Source organism: Bradyrhizobium sp., assembly GCF_050014615.1.
GTDB lineage: Bacteria > Pseudomonadota > Alphaproteobacteria > Rhizobiales > Xanthobacteraceae > Bradyrhizobium.
The window spans coordinates 1-16,820 of record NZ_JBEKCZ010000118.1 but is presented as its reverse complement, the minus strand read 5'-3'; the positions used below and the strand labels follow the sequence as shown (position 1 = coordinate 16,820).

The window sequence follows — 16,820 nt, the reverse complement described above, 5'->3', positions numbered from 1 at the left end:
CGCGAGCCGCCGCTGCTCGGCGTCGTCGGTGAAGCCGGGCGCGAGGACGTTCATGGCCTGGGGCATGAACAGCCAGGCCACCACCAGCAGCACCAGTTGCGAAACAAACAGCAGCGTGAAGATGCGGCCGGCGAACAATTTCGCCGAGGTCTCGCCGCGCTCGCCGTTGACATGGGCATAGGCCGGCACGAACGCCGCATTGAAGGCGCCTTCGGCGAAGATGGCGCGGAAGTGATTGGGCAGCCGCAGCGCCACGAAAAACGCGTCGGCGACCGGCCCGGCCCCGAGGATCGCCGCCAGCATGATGTCGCGTGCAAAGCCGGTCAGCCGCGAAAGGAGCGTATAGCCGCCAACGGTGAAAATACGACCGAGCATGCGCCGCTTCTAGCGCATAAAACTTCGCTTCAAAACGGCGAAATCAAGTGGAAACAGCGCCACGCACAGCCTTGATGATCCGCTCCTGCGTCGGCTCATCGAGATAGGCATGCATCGGCAGGCTGATCACATCATCCGAAAGCTTTTCGCATACCGGCAGGCCGCCATCGGCGACCGGATAATCCCGGTAGGCGGTCTGCTGGTGCATCGATTTGGGATAATAGATCGCGGTCGGAATGCCCTGCGCTTTCAGAACAGCGGCGAATGCATTGCGATCGGTGCCCGCCGGCAGCCGGATGGTGTATTGCGCCCACACCGAGGTGGCTCCGCTGGCGACATAGGGCACGGTCACGACATTGCCGAGACCCTGCGCATAGCGCTGCGCGACGAGGTTGCGCGCCGCGATCTCGTCTTCGAAGATTTTCAGTTTTTCGATCAGGATCGCGGCCTGAATGGTATCGAGCCGCCCGGTCAGCCCGAGACGGACATTGTCGTATTTGTCCGAGCCCTGGCCGTGCACGCGGATGCTGCGCAGCGTTTCGGCCAGCTCCGCATCGTCGGTGAGAATAGCCCCGCCGTCGCCAAAGCAGCCGAGCGGCTTGGCCGGGAAAAAGCTGGTCGCGGTGACGAGGCCGAAGGTGCCGAGGCGGCGGCCCTTGTAGCTGGCGCCAAAGGCCTGCGCCGCGTCATCCAGCACGAACAGGCCCTCGGCTTCCGCGACCGTGCCGATGGCGTCATGGTCCGCACTTTGCCCGAACAGGTCGACCGGGATCACCGCCCGCGGCTTGAGGCCCAGTCTCTTCGCGGTCGCGATGCCGCGCTTGAGCGAATTCACATCGATGTTGAAGGTCGCGTCATCGACATCGACGAAAACAGGCGTCGCCCCGGTCAGCGCCACCGCTTCACCGGTCGCGCAAAATGTAAACGACGGACACAGCACCGCATCGCCGCGGCCGACATTCCTGGCCATCAGCACCATCAGCAGCGCATCGGTGCCGCTGGCGCAGGTCACCACATGCTTGGCGCCGCTGAAGGCCGCGAGCGCGGCCTCGAGCTGCGTCACTTCCGGGCCATTGATGAACTGGCAATGGGCGAGCACGCGGGCCACCGCCTCGTCGATGGAAGGGCCGAGCCGGCGGCGCTGCGAGGCGACGTCGATGAAGGGAACGGGGTCCGGACGCAGGTGCTGGTTCATGGGGCCTTGGTTCTTGGAGCCTTGCAGAGGTTGAGATAGGGATTTGGAATCGGACATCAATTCGTGATCGCTCTAGCCGACGACACGCCGCGGTCCCTTGCGCGCGGAGGCCGCGGCGGGCTTGGCGGGCGTCTCAAGGCAACGGATCGCGATTTCGAGGCTGGCGACGCCTTCGCCGCCGGTCACCGCGGGCACGCCGCCGGTGCGCACCGCTTGCAGGAACGCGATCAATTCGGCGCGCAGCGGTTCGTCATGGCCGACCGGCAGATGACGCATCGAATAGCTGCCATCCGGCTTGAAGCCGAAGCACTCGGTGACCTGGCGGGTGAGAAGGTCGCCCATGACATATTTGCCGCGCGTCGCGACGGTGACGTTGCGCGCCTTGAACGGCGTCAGCCAGTTGGTGTTGATATGGGCGAGCACGCCGGACGCGGTCCGGAACTGCAGCAGCGCGATATCCTCGCGCTCAGCGACGGCGCTGGAGAGCTGCGGCTGCACCTCCACAATATCAGACTCGGTAAACCAGCGGATCAGATCGATGTCGTGCACGGCGAGATCAATCACGACACCGACATTCGACATCCGCGGCGGAAAAGGTCCGACCCGCGTGATCGCGATCGACAGAATGTCCTCGCCCGAGATCGCCTGCTTGATGGCGGCGACGGCCGGGTTGAAGCGTTCGACGTGGCCGACCATCAAGGTCACGCCGGCACGGGCGGCGGCGGCGACGATCTCCCGCCCCTCCTCCACCGAGGACGCGATCGGCTTTTCGACCAGGATATGAATGTCGCGCGCGATGCAGGCGAGCGCGATCTCGTGGTGAAGATGCGTCGGCGCGGCGATGGTGACGGCATCGACGCCTTCGGCGATCAATTCATCGAGGGTTGCGAAAGCGCGGCAGCCGACCAGTTCGGTGGCCCGCGCACGATGCTCCGGCAAGGGATCGACGATCCCGACCAGCGTCGTATCCGGCAGACCAGCCAGCACGCGGGCATGATTGCTGCCCATGATGCCGGCGCCGATGACACCGATGCGAAGCGCGCGTTTGGCCTCGGCTTTCACACCGGATGCGGAACCCTTGGAAACCATATAATGCAACCCCAGAATTGACCGGCGCGACCGCCCCACAGCCCCGCGCCGTGGGTTCTCCTAGCACGTCGCCACAGATGTGGCGAATGATCGGGCAACCGCTCCAAACACGTTTTGATTCAAAGAATTACACGTTTGGTGCGCGGCCGGGAATATCGAAACCCGTTAAATTACGAGGCTGGGGCCGCCCGCGAATCCGCCCTGCCGTCCGGCGGTTCCGGCCGGATCACGTGCGCTGATAATCATCCTCGATGCGGATGATGTCGTCCTCGCCGAGATAGCTGCCGGTCTGGACCTCGATCAATTCGAGCAGGATCTTGCCGGGATTTTCCAGCCGGTGAACCGAGCCGATCGGGATATAGATCGATTCATTCTCGTGCACGATCTTGATGGTTTCGTTGACCGTCACCCGCGCGGCGCCGCGCACCACGATCCAGTGCTCGGAGCGGTGGTGATGCTTCTGCAGCGAGAGCCGTCCGCCGGGTTTCACGACGATCCGCTTGACCTGGTGACGCTCGCCCATGTCGACCGATTGATACGATCCCCAGGGGCGATGCACCTTGAGATGATCCTCGGTCACCTGCGGCGCCACGGTCTTGAGTTTTGCGACCAGCCGCTTCAACCCGTTGGCATCTTTCTGACGCGAGACGAGTACCGCATCCACCGTTGCCACCACCACCAGATCGTCAACGCCTTCCAGCGCCACCAGCGCCCTATCGGTCGAGACGTTGCAGTTGCGGGAATCCTCGAACACGGCCTGGCCCTGCGCCGCGTTGCCCTGGCCGTCCTTACCCGACAATTCCCATACCGCATGCCAGGAGCCGACATCAGACCAGCCGCAGGAAACCGGCACCACCGCGGCCCGCGAGGTCTTTTCCATCACCGCATAGTCGATCGAGATCGGCTTGGCCGATCCGAAGGCTTTTGCATCAAGAGTTACGAATCCGAGATCGCGCCCCGCCTTGGCGACGGCGTCGCTGACCGCCTGCACGCTCTCGGTATCGACCTTGCGGTATTCATCGAGCAGAACCGAAGCGCGGAACATGAAGTTGCCGCTGTTCCAGAGATAGCCGGCCTTGACGTATTCGGCCGCTTTAACCGCATCCGGCTTCTCGACGAATTTTGTCACTTGACGGACGTCCCCGGAAACCACGTCGCCGGGGCTGATGTAGCCGTATTCGGTGGCGGCACGCTCGGGTGCGACCCCGAAGGTCACGATGCACCCCGCATCCGCCGCAACCAGTCCCTGGCGGCAGGCGGCGACAAACGCCTCGGTGTCGCCGACGACGTGATCGGCGGCCAGCGCCAGAACCACCGCCTCTCGGCTGCGCAGCTGCGCAAAGGCTGCGCCCGCCGCGATCGCCGGGCCGGAATCCCGCCGCATCGGCTCCAGCACGATGTCGGCCTCGAGCCCGATCTCGGCAAGCTGCTCCAGCACCATGAAGCGATAGGCGGTGTTGGTGATGACGATCGGACGCTCAAACAGCGTCGGATCGGACACCCGCAATATCGTGTCCTGAAATGTCGAACGGGGACCGAACAGCGGCAGGAACTGCTTCGGGCGGACCTCGCGCGAGGCCGGCCACAGCCGGGTTCCGGCGCCGCCGCACATGATCAGTGGAACAATTCTTCGGTCCATCAGCGTCTCATACTTTGTAATGATCGCGGTACCACGCGACAAAACCGCGAATACCGTCCTCGATCGAGGTATCGGGCCGAAAGCCGACGTCGCGCATCAAATCTCCGACATCGGCGAAGGTTTCCGTGACGTCCCCCGGCTGCATCGGCAACATATCCTTTATCGCCGGGCGACCCAACTCCTTCTCCAGAAGGGCTACCACATGGGTTAATTCCTCCGGGTGGTGATTGCCCACATTATAGACCCGCGCCGGCGCCGCCGTTGCGTCATCGCCGGGCACGTGATCGACAAGGCGCGACACGACGCGGGTCACATCATCGATATGGGTGAAGTCGCGGCGCATCTTGCCATGGTTAAAAAGCTTGATCGGCCTGCCTTCGATGATCGCCTTGGCGAATATGAAAATCGCCATGTCGGGGCGCCCCCACGGCCCGTAAATGGTAAAGAACCGCAGGCCGGTGACCGGCAAGCGATACAGATGGCTGTAGGAATGCGCCATCAGCTCGTTGGCCTTTTTTGTGGCGGCGTAAAGGCTGATGGGATGATCGGTCCTGTCGTCGACCGAAAACGGCAGCTTGGCGTTGGCGCCGTAAACCGAAGATGACGATGCATAGATCAGATGGCGGCATTGGTTGCGCCGGCACCCTTCCAGAACATTGACGAAACCTTCCAGATTGGCGTCGACGTAAGCATGGGGATGATCGATCGAATGGCGCACCCCGGCTTGCGCCGCGAGGTGAACCACCACCGGAAATCGATGCGCGGCAAATAACTGAGCCATCGACGGACGATCGGCAAGGTCGGCCTGGACGAACGCGAACCGCGGATTCTCGCGCAGGATATTGAGCCGCGACTGCTTCAACGCCGGGTCATAGTAATGATTGAGACTGTCCAGACCGACAACGTGACGGCCTTGAGCCAGCAACTGGCGGGCGACGTGAAAGCCGATGAAACCCGCCGCACCGGTGACCAATATTGCCTGATCCGACATCGTGACCTCAAAGCGCGCCGGCCCGGCACCGCTGCGCCGGGTCGGCCTGGTTAGCCGCCATGTTGCGGGGGGCACAATACCCGGTCATGCGGCTATTGCCAGATCGGCTTTAAAACCATACCAAGACGCCGAAGTTCGGCGCGCGGCGTCGGGTTGCGCTGTTTTGACCTCTTTCAATTTGCTTCTCCAACTTGGCGAGCGCGGGCGAGATGCGCCGGTTCCTGCTTTCGACAACAAAGATACTGGTCTCCGCGGCGCTGCTTTATCTTGCGCTCCGCAAGGCCAATTTTTCCGACCTGGCGTCACGCATCGATCTTGCGAGCCTGGGCTGGATTGGTCTGGCGATCGCCGCCACGTTCCTTCAGATTTTTGTCGGCGTCCAGCGATGGCGCGCGATCGGCGCCGAATGCGGCGCCCCGCTGACGACGAAGCAGGCGATGCGCTTCAATCTGATCGGCGCCTTCTTCAACCAGACGCTGCCATCGGCGATCGGCGGCGACGCGGTACGGCTCTGGCTGGTCGCGCGCGGCGGCGCCGGATGGCGCGCGGCGACCTATTCCATTTTTGTCGACCGCGCCGTCGGCCTGATCGCGCTGGCGATCATGATCGTCGCCAGCCTGCCGTGGAGCTATCACCTGATCGGCGATCCCTATGGCCGCTCCGCATTGCTGTTGGTCGATCTGGCCGCGCTCGCGGGCGGCATGGGATTTCTCATTCTCGGCCGATTGCGGTGGCCCTGGCTGAAGAGCTGGTGGGGAACGCATCATATTTACGCCTGCGCGGTGATCGCGAACCGGGTGATTTTCAGCCGGCAGCGCGGACCGATGGTCGCGGTGCTGTCACTGCTGGTTCACGTTCTTGCCGTCGTCATCGCCTGGTGCGTGGTGCAATCGATCGCGGCGCCGGTGGGGTTTGGCCAGGTTTTCCAGCTGATCCCGCCGGTGATGCTGATCACGATGCTGCCGATTTCGATCGCCGGCTGGGGCGTGCGCGAAGCCACCATGGGGCTGGCGTTCGGATATGCCGGGCTGATGACCAATGAAGGCATCAACATTTCGCTGCTGTTTGGCGCGGTGTATTTTGTGGTCGGCGCCGTCGGCGGACTGGTCTGGATTTTCAGCGCCGAAAAAGCGGCGCAGGGCGGAAGCCCGATTGAAGTGCCCGAATAGAGCCGTTGCCGCGGTGCGCTCCGGTTGCTTTCTTGTGACTTGACGCGTTAGCGCCGCCGCCGTGTGATATGCTGGCGGAGTCGCCTGACTGACAAGGCCCGCAAACCTCCGTAACGTGATGGTCGTCACCATATCCTAAATGAAGATCAGCGTTATAACAGCCAGCTACAATGCCGAAACCACGATCGGCTTCACCGTTGAATCTTTCCTTGGTCAGAATCATATCGACAAGGAACTGCTGGTCGTCGACGGCGCCTCAACCGATGCAACGCTGAAAATCGTCGAGTCATTCGGATCCAACGCGATACGGGTCATCTCGGAGAAAGATAAGGGCGTCTACGACGCCATGAACAAGGGCTTTCGCCTGTTCCGGGGCGACGTCGTCGGGTTCCTGAATTCAGACGACACGTTTCACGATTCGAACGCGCTCGCAGACATCGCCGCGGCGATGGAGGACGCCGATATCGTGTATGGCGACCTTGATATGGTGACCGACCACCGTACCAAGCGCCGCGTCCGTTCCTGGCGCGGCGGAATATTCCGCCGCTATTCGTTTCAGCTCGGTTGGGTGCCGCCTCATCCGACCTTCTATATGCGCAGGGAAGTCGTGCAAAAGGTCGGTGATTACGATTTGAGCTACGTCACCACCGCCGATTACGATTACATGCTGCGAGCCCTGGCGCTCAACAACTTTCGGGTCCGCTACATTCCCCGCACCATCGCCGATTTTCAGATGGGCGGCATCAGCACCCGGGGCTGGCGCGTCCGCGCGCGGGGAAATCTCGAATGTCTGCGATCCCGGCGGGTGCATTTGCACGCGCCTTTCATCGACGCTGCATTTTTCCTGCGCTTTCTCAGGCGCGTCCTGCAAATACGGGCATCAGGATCCCAAGGGTGAACGCATTGCGTTCATCCCAAGGGTGAACGCCATTGCGTTCATCCCGGGCGTGAACGCCATTGCGTTCATCCCGGGGACACGGCCTGCTCGATGGCCGGTAATGAGCCGAATTCCGGCACCGCGTCTTTCAGCACCGCCTTGATGCTGGCCCGGTCATCCCTGGCGATCGCCTGCTCCAGCGCGGTGATCCATAGGCGCAGCGCCTGCATCGGCGGCTCATTGGGCTTGGCCGCCATGATGCCGGCCACGCCAATCTCGACGGCCGGCTCCTCGCTGGCGAACAGGATTTCGTTCAGCCGCTCGCCCGGCCGTATGCCCGTGAAAACGATATCGATGTCATGTCCGGGCTGCAGGCCGGACAGGCGGATCATGCGCTCGGCAAGGTCCACGATTCTGACCGGCTGTCCCATGTTGAGCACATAGACCGAGACGTCCGGACGCAGCGGTGCCAGCGCATGGGTCGCGGCCATCAGCACGAGATCGCAGGCTTCGCGGATGGTCATGAAATACCTGACCATGTCGGGGTGCGTGACCGTTACCGGGCCGCCCGCCTCGATCTGGGCCTTGAATTTCGGCACCACCGATCCGTTGGACGCCAGCACATTGCCGAAGCGCACGGAGATCAGGCGCATGCGCGCCTTGGCGCCCATTTGATGCGCCAGATCGTGATCGAGCGCCTGGCAATACATCTCGGCAAATCGCTTGGTCAGGCCCAGCATCGAGACCGGCTCGATCGCCTTGTCGGTCGAGATCATCACCATCGCGCCAGCGCCCGCCGCCAGCGCCGCATCGGCGACATTGACGGTTCCAAAAATGTTGGTCTTGACGCCTTCGCTCCAGTCGCGTTCGAGAATCGGCACATGCTTCAGCGCGGCAGCATGAAACACGATGTCCGGCTTGAACTCGCTCATCAGCCGCATGACCCGCTCGCGATCGCGGATGTCCGCGATCCGGCCCTCGATCGTCACGCCGGATTCGCGCGCGGCCAGCGTTTCCGTCACGGCATAGAGCGCCGGCTCCGAATTTTCGATCACCAGCAATCGCGCGGCGCCGAAAGTTGCGACCCGGTCGCAGATTTCCGAACCGATCGAACCGCCACCGCCGGTGACAATGACCGCCTTGCCTTTCACCAGGGCTTCGAGGCGGCCATAGTCGATGTTCTCGCTGGCGCGCAGCAGCAAGTCCTCGACGGCGACATTGGTCAGACGCGGCGCATCGCCGCTCTCCAGCGACGGCAGCCGGTTCACGATCAAACCGAGCCTGCGCGCCCGCATCAGGATGGCTTCGGGGCGCGCTTCCGGATCGAACGCCGACGGCGTCATCACCACCCGCATGATCGGCTTGTTCCGTCGCGCGAAATCGCCAATCACGTCCTCGATATCGTCTAGTCCGCCCAGCACCGGGATATTGCGTATCGACTGGCCGCGATCGGCCGGCGACGGCGACAATACGCCGACCGGCCAGATCCGCTTGACGGCGCCACTCTCGATGCCACGCAACAGAATTTCAGCATCGGCGGCGCGGCCGATCAGCAGCGTCGGCGAGGCATCCTCGGCCTTGGCGTGACGACGGACGCGGACATAACGAAAATAACGATAGGTCAAACGCAAGGCACTGAGAAAAGATATCTCAAGAAACCAGAACAGGATGATCGTCACCTTGCCGAAAAAGAACGCGCCCAGATTCGGTGCCACCGGCGCGCCACGCACGTTGGGCGCGACAAAGATATAATCCAGCACCAGCAGTGCAACGGCCAGCGTGGTCGCCGCACGCAAGATGTTCAACAGATCCGGCAGCGAAATGAACCGCCATTTCGTGGTGGTCAGGTTGAAGACGTAACAAACCACCACGCTGAAGGCGACGAAATAGGGCAGGATTCGCAGCAGCAGCGGCACACGATCAAAGAAATATTCGCCGCCCTCGAAGCGCAGATAGGAACTCGCAAACAACGCCAGCACGGTCGCCAGCGTATCGTGCGTCGCAATCAACGCGTTGCGCGAGTTCAGCTGTGAAAGACGCGTCATGTCGCTGACCGGTAGCAGGGCATATCGGGCGAGGCCCGTCGCAAGCTTGCTGATAGCTGATCTGGCGCGAGCATGCCAGCCGTCATGGTCGGGCGGAATTCCGCGGCCCCGATGATGCTTGCCGCGGACCTGCCCTTAAGATCATCCCGCCGGCGACGCCCACGCCCAGCACGTAGATCCATCCCTCGTTGAAATCGAAGATGTGGGAGTTGAACAGCGAGGTGAAAAAATTCTGCACCACCACCATCAATCCGATCCAGGCCACCAGGCCGTCACCGCGAAACAGCAGCAAATGCACCAGCCACATCGCATACAGCACGACGACGCCGAGCATGCCCCACTGGATCGCGACGTTCAGGGTCTGGTTGTGCGGGTTCCCAACGCCCGGGGCACCCGCAAGGACCTTGGAGTCGACCGCGGCCTGCTCGAAAAGTCCCTGCGTCGACCCGCTGCCGTGCCCGATGATCGGCGCGGCGGCGAAGAACCGCAGCGAATTTTCCCAGAATTCCAGCCGCTGCCCGATCGAGGTCGATTCGTTGGTATCCTTGTAGCTTTGGTATTGGCTCTGGAACGACGCGATCTTCTGCTGCAATTTCGGCGACGCGGCGAAGGCCAGCCCCGCCAGCACGATCGCCGTACCCAGAACGATCAGGTTGGTTCGCCATTTCAGGTGAAGCAGCGTGAACACCGCCAGCATCACCGGCATGGTCACCAGCGCCGTGCGCGAAACAATGACGAACGCCATGTTGACGACGAAACTCAGCGCGATCGCGCCCAGCAACAGGGCCGGAACCATTCGTCCCGCGCGCAGCAGCGCGATGATCGGATAGGCCAGCACCACGGCACACAGCGCGAATTCCTGGCTCTGGTCGATATAGTTTTTGACCGGCACGCCGTAATCGGCATGGGATCTCAGCGCCAGATGTGGATCGAACGCCACGATCCAGGACATCGCCATCAGCAGCACGCACGACACCAGGAAGGCCGCGAACACCTGCAAGCCGCGTGACGAGCGTTCAAAATGATAGAACAGCATCGGCAGCATCAGCAGTTTCGCGGTGGGCCCGACCGCATATAGCCGCGCGCCCCACGGCGCGTCCGACCACAGCGTACCGGCCGCCGCGAGCGCGACGAGCGCGATCGGCACGGTACAGACCGGACGCCGCAGCGACTGCAGGAAGACCGTGGCGTCGAAGAAGGGCACCATCGTGACCAGCGTCGCGACCGCGAAGATGGCGACCAGCGAGGTCGACCACGGCAGCGACAGCACGGTCAGGATGACGAAAATATCCGATGTCGTGACCCAGGCGGCCGGGTCCCGCCACAGTCGCCATAACAGCGCCCCCAATGGCTCACGTGCCACGGCGCTCACACCTTGTCTCCGCGCGCGCGGCCAACCAGCGACGTCGTGCTGAAACCGGGCAGCACGTCGACCAGCAGCACTTCGCCGCCATGGGCTTCGACCACGTCGTGGCCCACGACCTTTTCGCGGGTATAGTCGCCGCCCTTGACCAGCACGCTCGGCTTGATCCGGGTGATCAGTTCGATCGGCGTGTCCTCGGCAAACACAACGACGAGATCGACCGCCTCCAGCGCCGCCAGCACTTCCGCCCGCGCGCGCTCGTCCTGCAGCGGGCGCCCAACGCCCTTCAGCCGCTGCACCGATGCGTCGCTGTTGAGGCCGACGACCAGGCGATCGCAGGCGCCGCGCGCCGCGGTCAGGACCTTGACATGACCGGGATGCAGAATATCGAAACAGCCATTGGTGAAGCCGACCCGCAATCCCTGTCGGCGCCAGTCCAGAAGCCGGGCTTCGAGGTCGGCTGATGTCGCGACGATCTTTTCTTCCGCCGCGAGAAAAGCGTGCGGCAGGATGTTTCGGCGCACTTCCGCCGCGGTCACGCTGGCGGTGCCTTTCTTGCTGACCGCGACCGCGGCCGCGGCGGTCGCCATCCGCAACGCGGGTTCCCAGCCGGCCCCGGCCGCCAGCACCACCGCCAGCATCGCCGCGACCGTGTCGCCGGCGCCCGAGACATCGCGCACCTTGACCGGATGGGCCGGCACGTGAATGACGTCGCCGCTGCGCGGCACCAGCGTCATGCCGTGTTCGCTTTGCGTCACCAGCATGGCCTCGCAATCGGCCAGCTGCATCGCATCCTGTGCGGCTTCCGCAATGCTGCTTTCGGTATCGGCCCGGCTGCGGGTCGCCTCCGCGAATTCCTTGCGGTTGGGCGTGAGCAGGGTCGCGCCGCGATAAATCGCGAAATTGGCGCTCTTGGGATCGACGATCACAGCCTTGCCGAGCTTGCGCGCGGCGTCGATGACGTTGCGGATCACCCGCGCCGTCAATACGCCCTTGGCATAGTCGGACAGCAGCACGATATCGGCACGCGGCAACAGCGGCAGGATGGCGTCGATCAATTTCTGCTCGATATCGGCGGCGGCCGGCTGCGCCAGTTCCCAGTCCGCGCGCAGCATGTGGGTGGAGAAATGCTCGGATACGAAGCGCACCTTGCGCGTGGTCGGCCGGGTGGAATCGCACACCAGCACGCTCTCGATCAGGACTTCCTGCGAAAGCCGGGCTTTCAGTTTCGCGCCCGCCTCATCCTCGCCGATCAAGGCGACAAAGATGCAGCGCGCGCCGAGCGAGGCGATGTTGCGCGCGACGTTACCGGCACCGCCGATATTGGTCTCGGTCCGCTGCACCGCGATGACCGGCGCCGGCGCTTCCGGCGAAATCCGCGATACCTCGCCATAGACGAATTCGTCGAGCATGAGGTCGCCGACACAGAGCACAGTCTGGCGGGCGATCGCATCGGTCAGGCCTTCAAAATCGAACATCTATTCTCGCACCCTGTTGCCCGTCAGCGGAAACGATCGGCGCGATCGAGGTAACCCTTGACGTAGAGACCGACCGCATCTTCCAGCGCCGTGAAGCCGCCATTATAACCGGCGCGCTGCAGCCGATCGACATCGCTTTGGGTGAAATACTGGTAAGCATCGCGGATCGACGGCGGCATGTCGATATAGCGGATGTTCGGCGCGCTGCCGAGCGCGGCATAGGCCGACAGCATCAAATCCCTGAAGCTGCGCGCCTGGCCGGTGCCGACGTTGAAAATGCCGCTGACCGACGGCGTCGCCAGCAGCCACATCATCACCCGAACGGCGTCGTCGACATAGATGAAATCGCGCCGCTGATCGCCGTCGGCGATGCCGTCGCGATGCGATTTGAACAGTTCCACGACGCGGCCCGCTTTGATGTCGTCGAAGCGCCGCGCCAGCACGCTCATCATGGTGCCCTTGTGGTATTCATTGGGCCCGAACACGTTGAAGAATTTGAGGCCGGCCCATTGCGGCGGCAGCTTTTCGCCGTTGGCGGCGCGCCCGGCCACCGCCATGTCGAACAGATGCTTGCTCCAGCCGTACAGATTCATCGGCCGCAACGTCTTCAGCGCCGGTATCGACGGGTCGTCGGCAAACCCCAGCGCGCCGTCGCCATAGGTCGCTGCCGAGGAGGCGTAGATGAACGGCGTCGCGTTGGCCGTGCACCAGTCGAGCAGCCGCATCGACAGGCGAAAATTGGTCTCGATCACCAGGTCGCCATCGGTTGCCGTGGTCTCCGAAATGGCGCCGAGATGGATGACGGCATCGAGCCGGCGGCCGTTGAGCCAGTCCGGCAATTGCGCGGGGGGCACGATATCCGCGAGCTGGCGCTTGGCGAGATTGCGCCATTTGCCGTCATGGCCGAGCACGTCGCAGACCGCGACATCGGCGCGGCCCGCGTCATTGAGCGCGGCCACGACATTCGACCCGATAAAACCGGCGCCACCGGTCACCAGCAACATGAGTGCCTGCCCTGATTTGTGGAATGCCAGCTTTGCCTCACTACCGCCCGGCAGGCAACTTGGGTCATCCAGCTTGGTGAAGACATGCGGCGTTCCGGCGGGTCGGCTTTACCTCCCCGCGAGGAGCGGTTACCGACAGCATCCGAGCGTGCAGGCGACCAAAGCTTTATAATATGAATATTGATTCAGATCATATGGCAAAAATGCAGGAACCGGACGATACAAGGCCGATCCTCATTGTCCCCTATATGTGGATCGGCGATTTCGTGCGCGGTCACACGGTGGTGCGCGTGCTCAAGCAGCGCTGGCCGAACCGGCCCGTCGATCTCCTGGTGACGTCCCTGTGCGCTCCGCTGGTCGATTATATGCCTGATGTCCGCGCCGGGATCGTCTGGGACCTGCCCCGCGGCCGGCTGGCGGTGGCCAAGCAATGGGGGCTGGCGGCGCAGCTGCGCGAACGCGGCTACGGCACCGCGCTGGTCCTGCCCCGCACCTGGAAGTCGGCCATTGCACCAGCCCTCGCCGGTATTCCGGAACGGGTGGGCTTTGTCGGCGAAGCCAGATTTGGGCTGATCAACCAATGGCGCTGGGGCGAGAAGGCCCTGCCCCGCTTTATCGACAAGAACGCGGCGCTGGCGCTGCCCGATGGCGCCCCATTGCCGCCGGAATGGCCGGTGCCGCAGCTCAGGGTTCCCGTCGAGGAAGTGGCCCGCTGGCGGCAGGCCAATGGGCTAGGCACCGGCCCCGCCGTGGCGCTGGCGCCGGGCTCGGTCGGTGCCGCCAAGCGCTGGAGCTATTATCCGGAAGCCGCCCGGCTTCTGGCCCAACAGGGCCTCGATGTCTGGGTGGTCGGCGGCCCCGGCGAAAAGGCCCTGGCGGCGGAGATCGTGGCCGCCGGCGGGCCTCGGGTCCGCGATCTCACCGGCAATGATCTGCGCAACGGCATCCTGGCGGTCGCAGCAGCCAAGGTCGCGATCTCAAACGATTCCGGGCTGATGCATGTCGCCGCCGCGGTGGGGACGCCGACCATGGGTATTTTCGGCCCCACCAGCCCCTATCACTGGGCGCCGCTCAACGGCCTCGCGGCGACGGTACAGACCAAAACCACGGTGCCATGCCAGCCCTGCCACCGTCCGGTCTGCACCATGAACGACCATCGCTGCATGCGCGACATTCCCGCATCCGACGTGGTGGCGACAGCGGAGCGCGTGCTGGCCGAGGCCGAAGCGAACGCCGCGCATTGACATCGCAAGCTTGCGCAGCCGCGACGTGATCATTACCAAAGATCGGGAATCGCAACCCCGACGGGGTTGGTTGAGCCAGGAATTGCAGGAATTGCGCGAATCGCAAGAATCGAAAAGTCCGATCGGCGCCCATCTGGTGCGGTCGCTCGCAGCCCTTGAGCGCGCCAATGGCGATGCCGCGTTGCTCGCCACCGCGCAGGCGATTGCGGCGGCGGTGATCGGCGCGCTGCGTTCCGGCAACAAGGTTCTTCTGGTCGGCAATGGCGGCAGCGCCGCCGACGCCCAGCATATCGCCGCCGAAATCGTCGGCCGCTACAAACAGGAGCGGCCGGCCTGGGCCGCGATCGCGCTGACTACCGATACGTCGGCGTTGACGGCGACTGGCAATGATTACGGTTTCGAACAAATATTCGCGCGGCAGATCGAGGGGCTCGGCCAGCGCGGCGACGTGTTGCTGGCGCTATCGACCTCGGGCCGCTCGCCGAACATTCTGGCGGCGCTGCGCACCGCGCGGGCCCGCGGACTTGTCACGATCGGCTTCACCGGCAGCAAGGGCGAAGCCTTGGGCGCGCTGTGCGATCACCTGCTGGTGTCGCCCAGCGATGACACCGCGGTGATCCAGCAGATTCATCTCGCCTTTGCGCACGGAATCTGCGCCGAGATCGAGCAGACCATGATGCGCGGGACCTCCCAGCCATGAGCGGCGTCAATTCTGGTCGTTCCACGCCGCGACCCGCCGCCTTTCTCGACCGCGACGGCGTCATCAACCACGACGACGGCTATATGGGCACACGCGAGCGGATTCGCTGGATGCCGAATGCGGCGAAGGCGATCCGCCGGCTGAACGATGCCGGATATTTCGTGTTCTTCTTCACCAATCAATCCGGTGTCGCGCGCGGTTTGTTCACCGAGGACGATCTCACCACGCTGCATGACTGGATGCGTGCCGAACTCGCCGCGCAGGGCGCCGTCATCGACGACATCAGGTATTGCCCGCATCATCCCGAGGGATCGGTGGCCGGCTATCTGGAGGACCACCCGTGGCGCAAGCCGAGCCCCGGCATGATCCATGACCTGATGAAGCACTGGCCGGTGCGGCAGCAAGGCAGTTTTGTGATTGGCGACCGGTCCAGCGATATCGAGGCGGCGCAGGCCGCGGGATTGCCGGGATTTCTGTTCGCGGGCGGCGACCTCGACGCGTTTGTCGCTGATATCATGGCTCAGACCAGCGTGCGATAAACGCCGGCGATCGCGTTGGCTTCCGCATCCAGACTGAATTTTTCCAGCACCCGGGCCCGCGCCCGCGCGCCCATCGCCGCCGCCAAACCTGGATCGCGCATCAGCGGCTCCAGCGCTGAGACCAGCGCCTCGACGTCGCCTGACGGCGTCAGCACGCCGGTCACGCCGTCCTCGACCACGAGTTCGGCCGCGCCCGCCCGCGACGCCACCAGTGCTGACCCCGCCGCCATCGCCTCGATCAGCGTCAGGCCGAAACCTTCATTGCGCGAGGTGAAGGCGTAGATCGTCAGCCGCTGATACCAGCGCTGCACCTGCTCGATTTCCAGCTCGCCGGTGATGACGATGCGCGACGGCAGGCCTGCGGCTTTGATCCGCTGTTTCAGATCGTTGGCAAAACCCGACTGCTCCGGCGTGATCGCACCGACCATCACCGCGGAAAAGTCAGGATAACGCGGCAACAGCCGGCACATCGCATCCAGGAATACGTCGCTGCCTTTTTGCGCGCGCACGCGGCCGAAGCAACCGATCGCGTAGCGTCCCGGCAGCGAGGCGGTCGCGAACGCCGCCGCGCGATCCGCCGGCGGTGCATAGACATCCGTATCGACGCCATGCGGTATCACCGTGGCCGCCCTCTTGAGAAACGACGCCGAGATGTCGTTGGCGGCGATGATTGCGTCCATCCGCCGGATCAGCCAGCGCGTGATCCATGTATGATGACGCTGCGCCGCCGAGGTGAATACCAGTTTCAACGGCCAGCCGAGCGACCGCAGCAGCACGCCGGCGATCATTTCGTTGTTGCGCCGCGCGTGCCAGATCAAAGGGGTGCGGCGGCGCCACAATTTCAGCAGATCGGCGATCGTCATCCGAGCCATGCCGTCGGGCGCGTCGGGACCGAACCATGCCGCACGAAACTGGCGCGCGAGTTTCGGCGCCACCATCCGATTGGTCGCGGTGACGCCCGAATAGCGCATGTGCAGATTCGGCACGATCAGCTGCAGATTATCGGCGGAAATATCGGGGGTTCCCACGTCAGGCTCCAATTCACGCATTTCCTATACGCAACATTAAGCATAGTGGCCAGTTCACTTGCGCCGAAACCCACTCTTCACCGC

15 protein-coding genes are annotated in these 16,820 nt (G+C 63.5%); 5 read left to right on the top strand and 10 right to left on the bottom strand.

The features are described 5' to 3' along the window. From ABR948_RS19090 to ABR948_RS19070, 5 genes are all read right to left on the bottom strand, one after another. Positions 1 to 375 (bottom strand): lipid II flippase MurJ (locus ABR948_RS19090; protein ID WP_428120724.1); only part of this gene is annotated, 375 nt, incomplete at its 3' end. A 43-nt stretch (positions 376 to 418) separates the two neighbouring features. Continuing rightward, positions 419 to 1,570 (bottom strand): DegT/DnrJ/EryC1/StrS family aminotransferase, encoded by a 1,152-nt coding sequence (locus tag ABR948_RS19085; RefSeq protein WP_428120722.1) that lies wholly within the window; start codon positions 1,568 to 1,570, stop codon positions 419 to 421. Positions 1,571 to 1,642: 72 nt separating this feature from the next. Further along, the gene (locus ABR948_RS19080) at positions 1,643 to 2,659 is read right to left on the bottom strand and encodes a Gfo/Idh/MocA family oxidoreductase (protein ID WP_428120720.1); all 1,017 of its coding nucleotides are present in this window, start codon (positions 2,657 to 2,659) and stop codon (positions 1,643 to 1,645) included. A gap of 226 nt (positions 2,660 to 2,885) precedes the next feature. Beyond that, complete coding sequence (locus ABR948_RS19075) at positions 2,886 to 4,298, bottom strand: mannose-1-phosphate guanylyltransferase/mannose-6-phosphate isomerase (RefSeq protein ID WP_428120718.1); 1,413 nt, start codon at positions 4,296 to 4,298, stop codon at positions 2,886 to 2,888. A 7-nt stretch (positions 4,299 to 4,305) separates the two neighbouring features. Beyond that, positions 4,306 to 5,289: an SDR family NAD(P)-dependent oxidoreductase gene (locus ABR948_RS19070; protein WP_428120716.1), complete on the bottom strand. Its 984-nt coding sequence runs from the start codon at positions 5,287 to 5,289 to the stop codon at positions 4,306 to 4,308. Positions 5,290 to 5,498: 209 nt separating this feature from the next. Between ABR948_RS19070 and ABR948_RS19065 the strand changes: the two genes are divergently transcribed. Together ABR948_RS19065 and ABR948_RS19060 are read left to right on the top strand one after the other, a co-directional pair. Then, positions 5,499 to 6,458, top strand: a complete 960-nt coding sequence (locus tag ABR948_RS19065; RefSeq protein WP_428120714.1) for a lysylphosphatidylglycerol synthase transmembrane domain-containing protein — start codon at positions 5,499 to 5,501, stop codon at positions 6,456 to 6,458. 139 nt (positions 6,459 to 6,597) lie between these two features. Continuing rightward, positions 6,598 to 7,356, top strand: coding sequence for a glycosyltransferase family 2 protein (locus ABR948_RS19060; protein WP_428120712.1), 759 nt, complete (start codon positions 6,598 to 6,600; stop codon positions 7,354 to 7,356). 65 nt (positions 7,357 to 7,421) lie between these two features. On the opposite strand, the gene ABR948_RS19055 is transcribed toward ABR948_RS19060, so the two are convergent. The 4 genes from ABR948_RS19055 to rfaD form a co-directional block, all read right to left on the bottom strand. After that, positions 7,422 to 9,380, bottom strand: coding sequence for an SDR family NAD(P)-dependent oxidoreductase (locus ABR948_RS19055; RefSeq protein WP_428120710.1), 1,959 nt, complete (start codon positions 9,378 to 9,380; stop codon positions 7,422 to 7,424). Positions 9,381 to 9,462: 82 nt separating this feature from the next. After that, positions 9,463 to 10,752: an O-antigen ligase family protein gene (locus tag ABR948_RS19050; protein WP_428120708.1), complete on the bottom strand. Its 1,290-nt coding sequence runs from the start codon at positions 10,750 to 10,752 to the stop codon at positions 9,463 to 9,465. Beyond that, entirely contained in the window at positions 10,749 to 12,221 is a 1,473-nt protein-coding gene (rfaE1, locus tag ABR948_RS19045; RefSeq protein ID WP_428120706.1) for a D-glycero-beta-D-manno-heptose-7-phosphate kinase, read from the bottom strand. The genes ABR948_RS19050 and rfaE1 overlap by 4 nt, the downstream gene beginning before the upstream one ends. 23 nt (positions 12,222 to 12,244) lie before the next feature. Continuing rightward, on the bottom strand, positions 12,245 to 13,225 hold the full coding sequence (rfaD, locus tag ABR948_RS19040) for an ADP-glyceromanno-heptose 6-epimerase (protein WP_428120704.1): 981 nt from the start codon (positions 13,223 to 13,225) through the stop codon (positions 12,245 to 12,247). 173 nt (positions 13,226 to 13,398) lie between these two features. Between rfaD and waaF the strand changes: the two genes are divergently transcribed. The 3 genes from waaF (at position 13,399) to ABR948_RS19025 (ending at position 15,708) form a co-directional block, all read left to right on the top strand. Then, positions 13,399 to 14,469 (top strand): lipopolysaccharide heptosyltransferase II, encoded by a 1,071-nt coding sequence (waaF, locus tag ABR948_RS19035; protein WP_428120702.1) that lies wholly within the window; start codon positions 13,399 to 13,401, stop codon positions 14,467 to 14,469. 91 nt (positions 14,470 to 14,560) lie between these two features. After that, positions 14,561 to 15,169, top strand: coding sequence for a D-sedoheptulose 7-phosphate isomerase (locus ABR948_RS19030; RefSeq protein WP_428120700.1), 609 nt, complete (start codon positions 14,561 to 14,563; stop codon positions 15,167 to 15,169). After that, positions 15,166 to 15,708, top strand: a complete 543-nt coding sequence (locus ABR948_RS19025; protein WP_428120698.1) for a D-glycero-alpha-D-manno-heptose-1,7-bisphosphate 7-phosphatase — start codon at positions 15,166 to 15,168, stop codon at positions 15,706 to 15,708. The genes ABR948_RS19030 and ABR948_RS19025 overlap by 4 nt, the downstream gene beginning before the upstream one ends. Here ABR948_RS19025 and ABR948_RS19020 read toward each other — a convergent pair. Next, positions 15,690 to 16,679: a glycosyltransferase family 4 protein gene (locus tag ABR948_RS19020; protein WP_428120726.1), complete on the bottom strand. Its 990-nt coding sequence runs from the start codon at positions 16,677 to 16,679 to the stop codon at positions 15,690 to 15,692. The two genes, ABR948_RS19025 and ABR948_RS19020, sit on opposite strands and share 19 nt — an antisense overlap. Between the last annotated feature and the right edge of the window lie 141 nt (positions 16,680 to 16,820).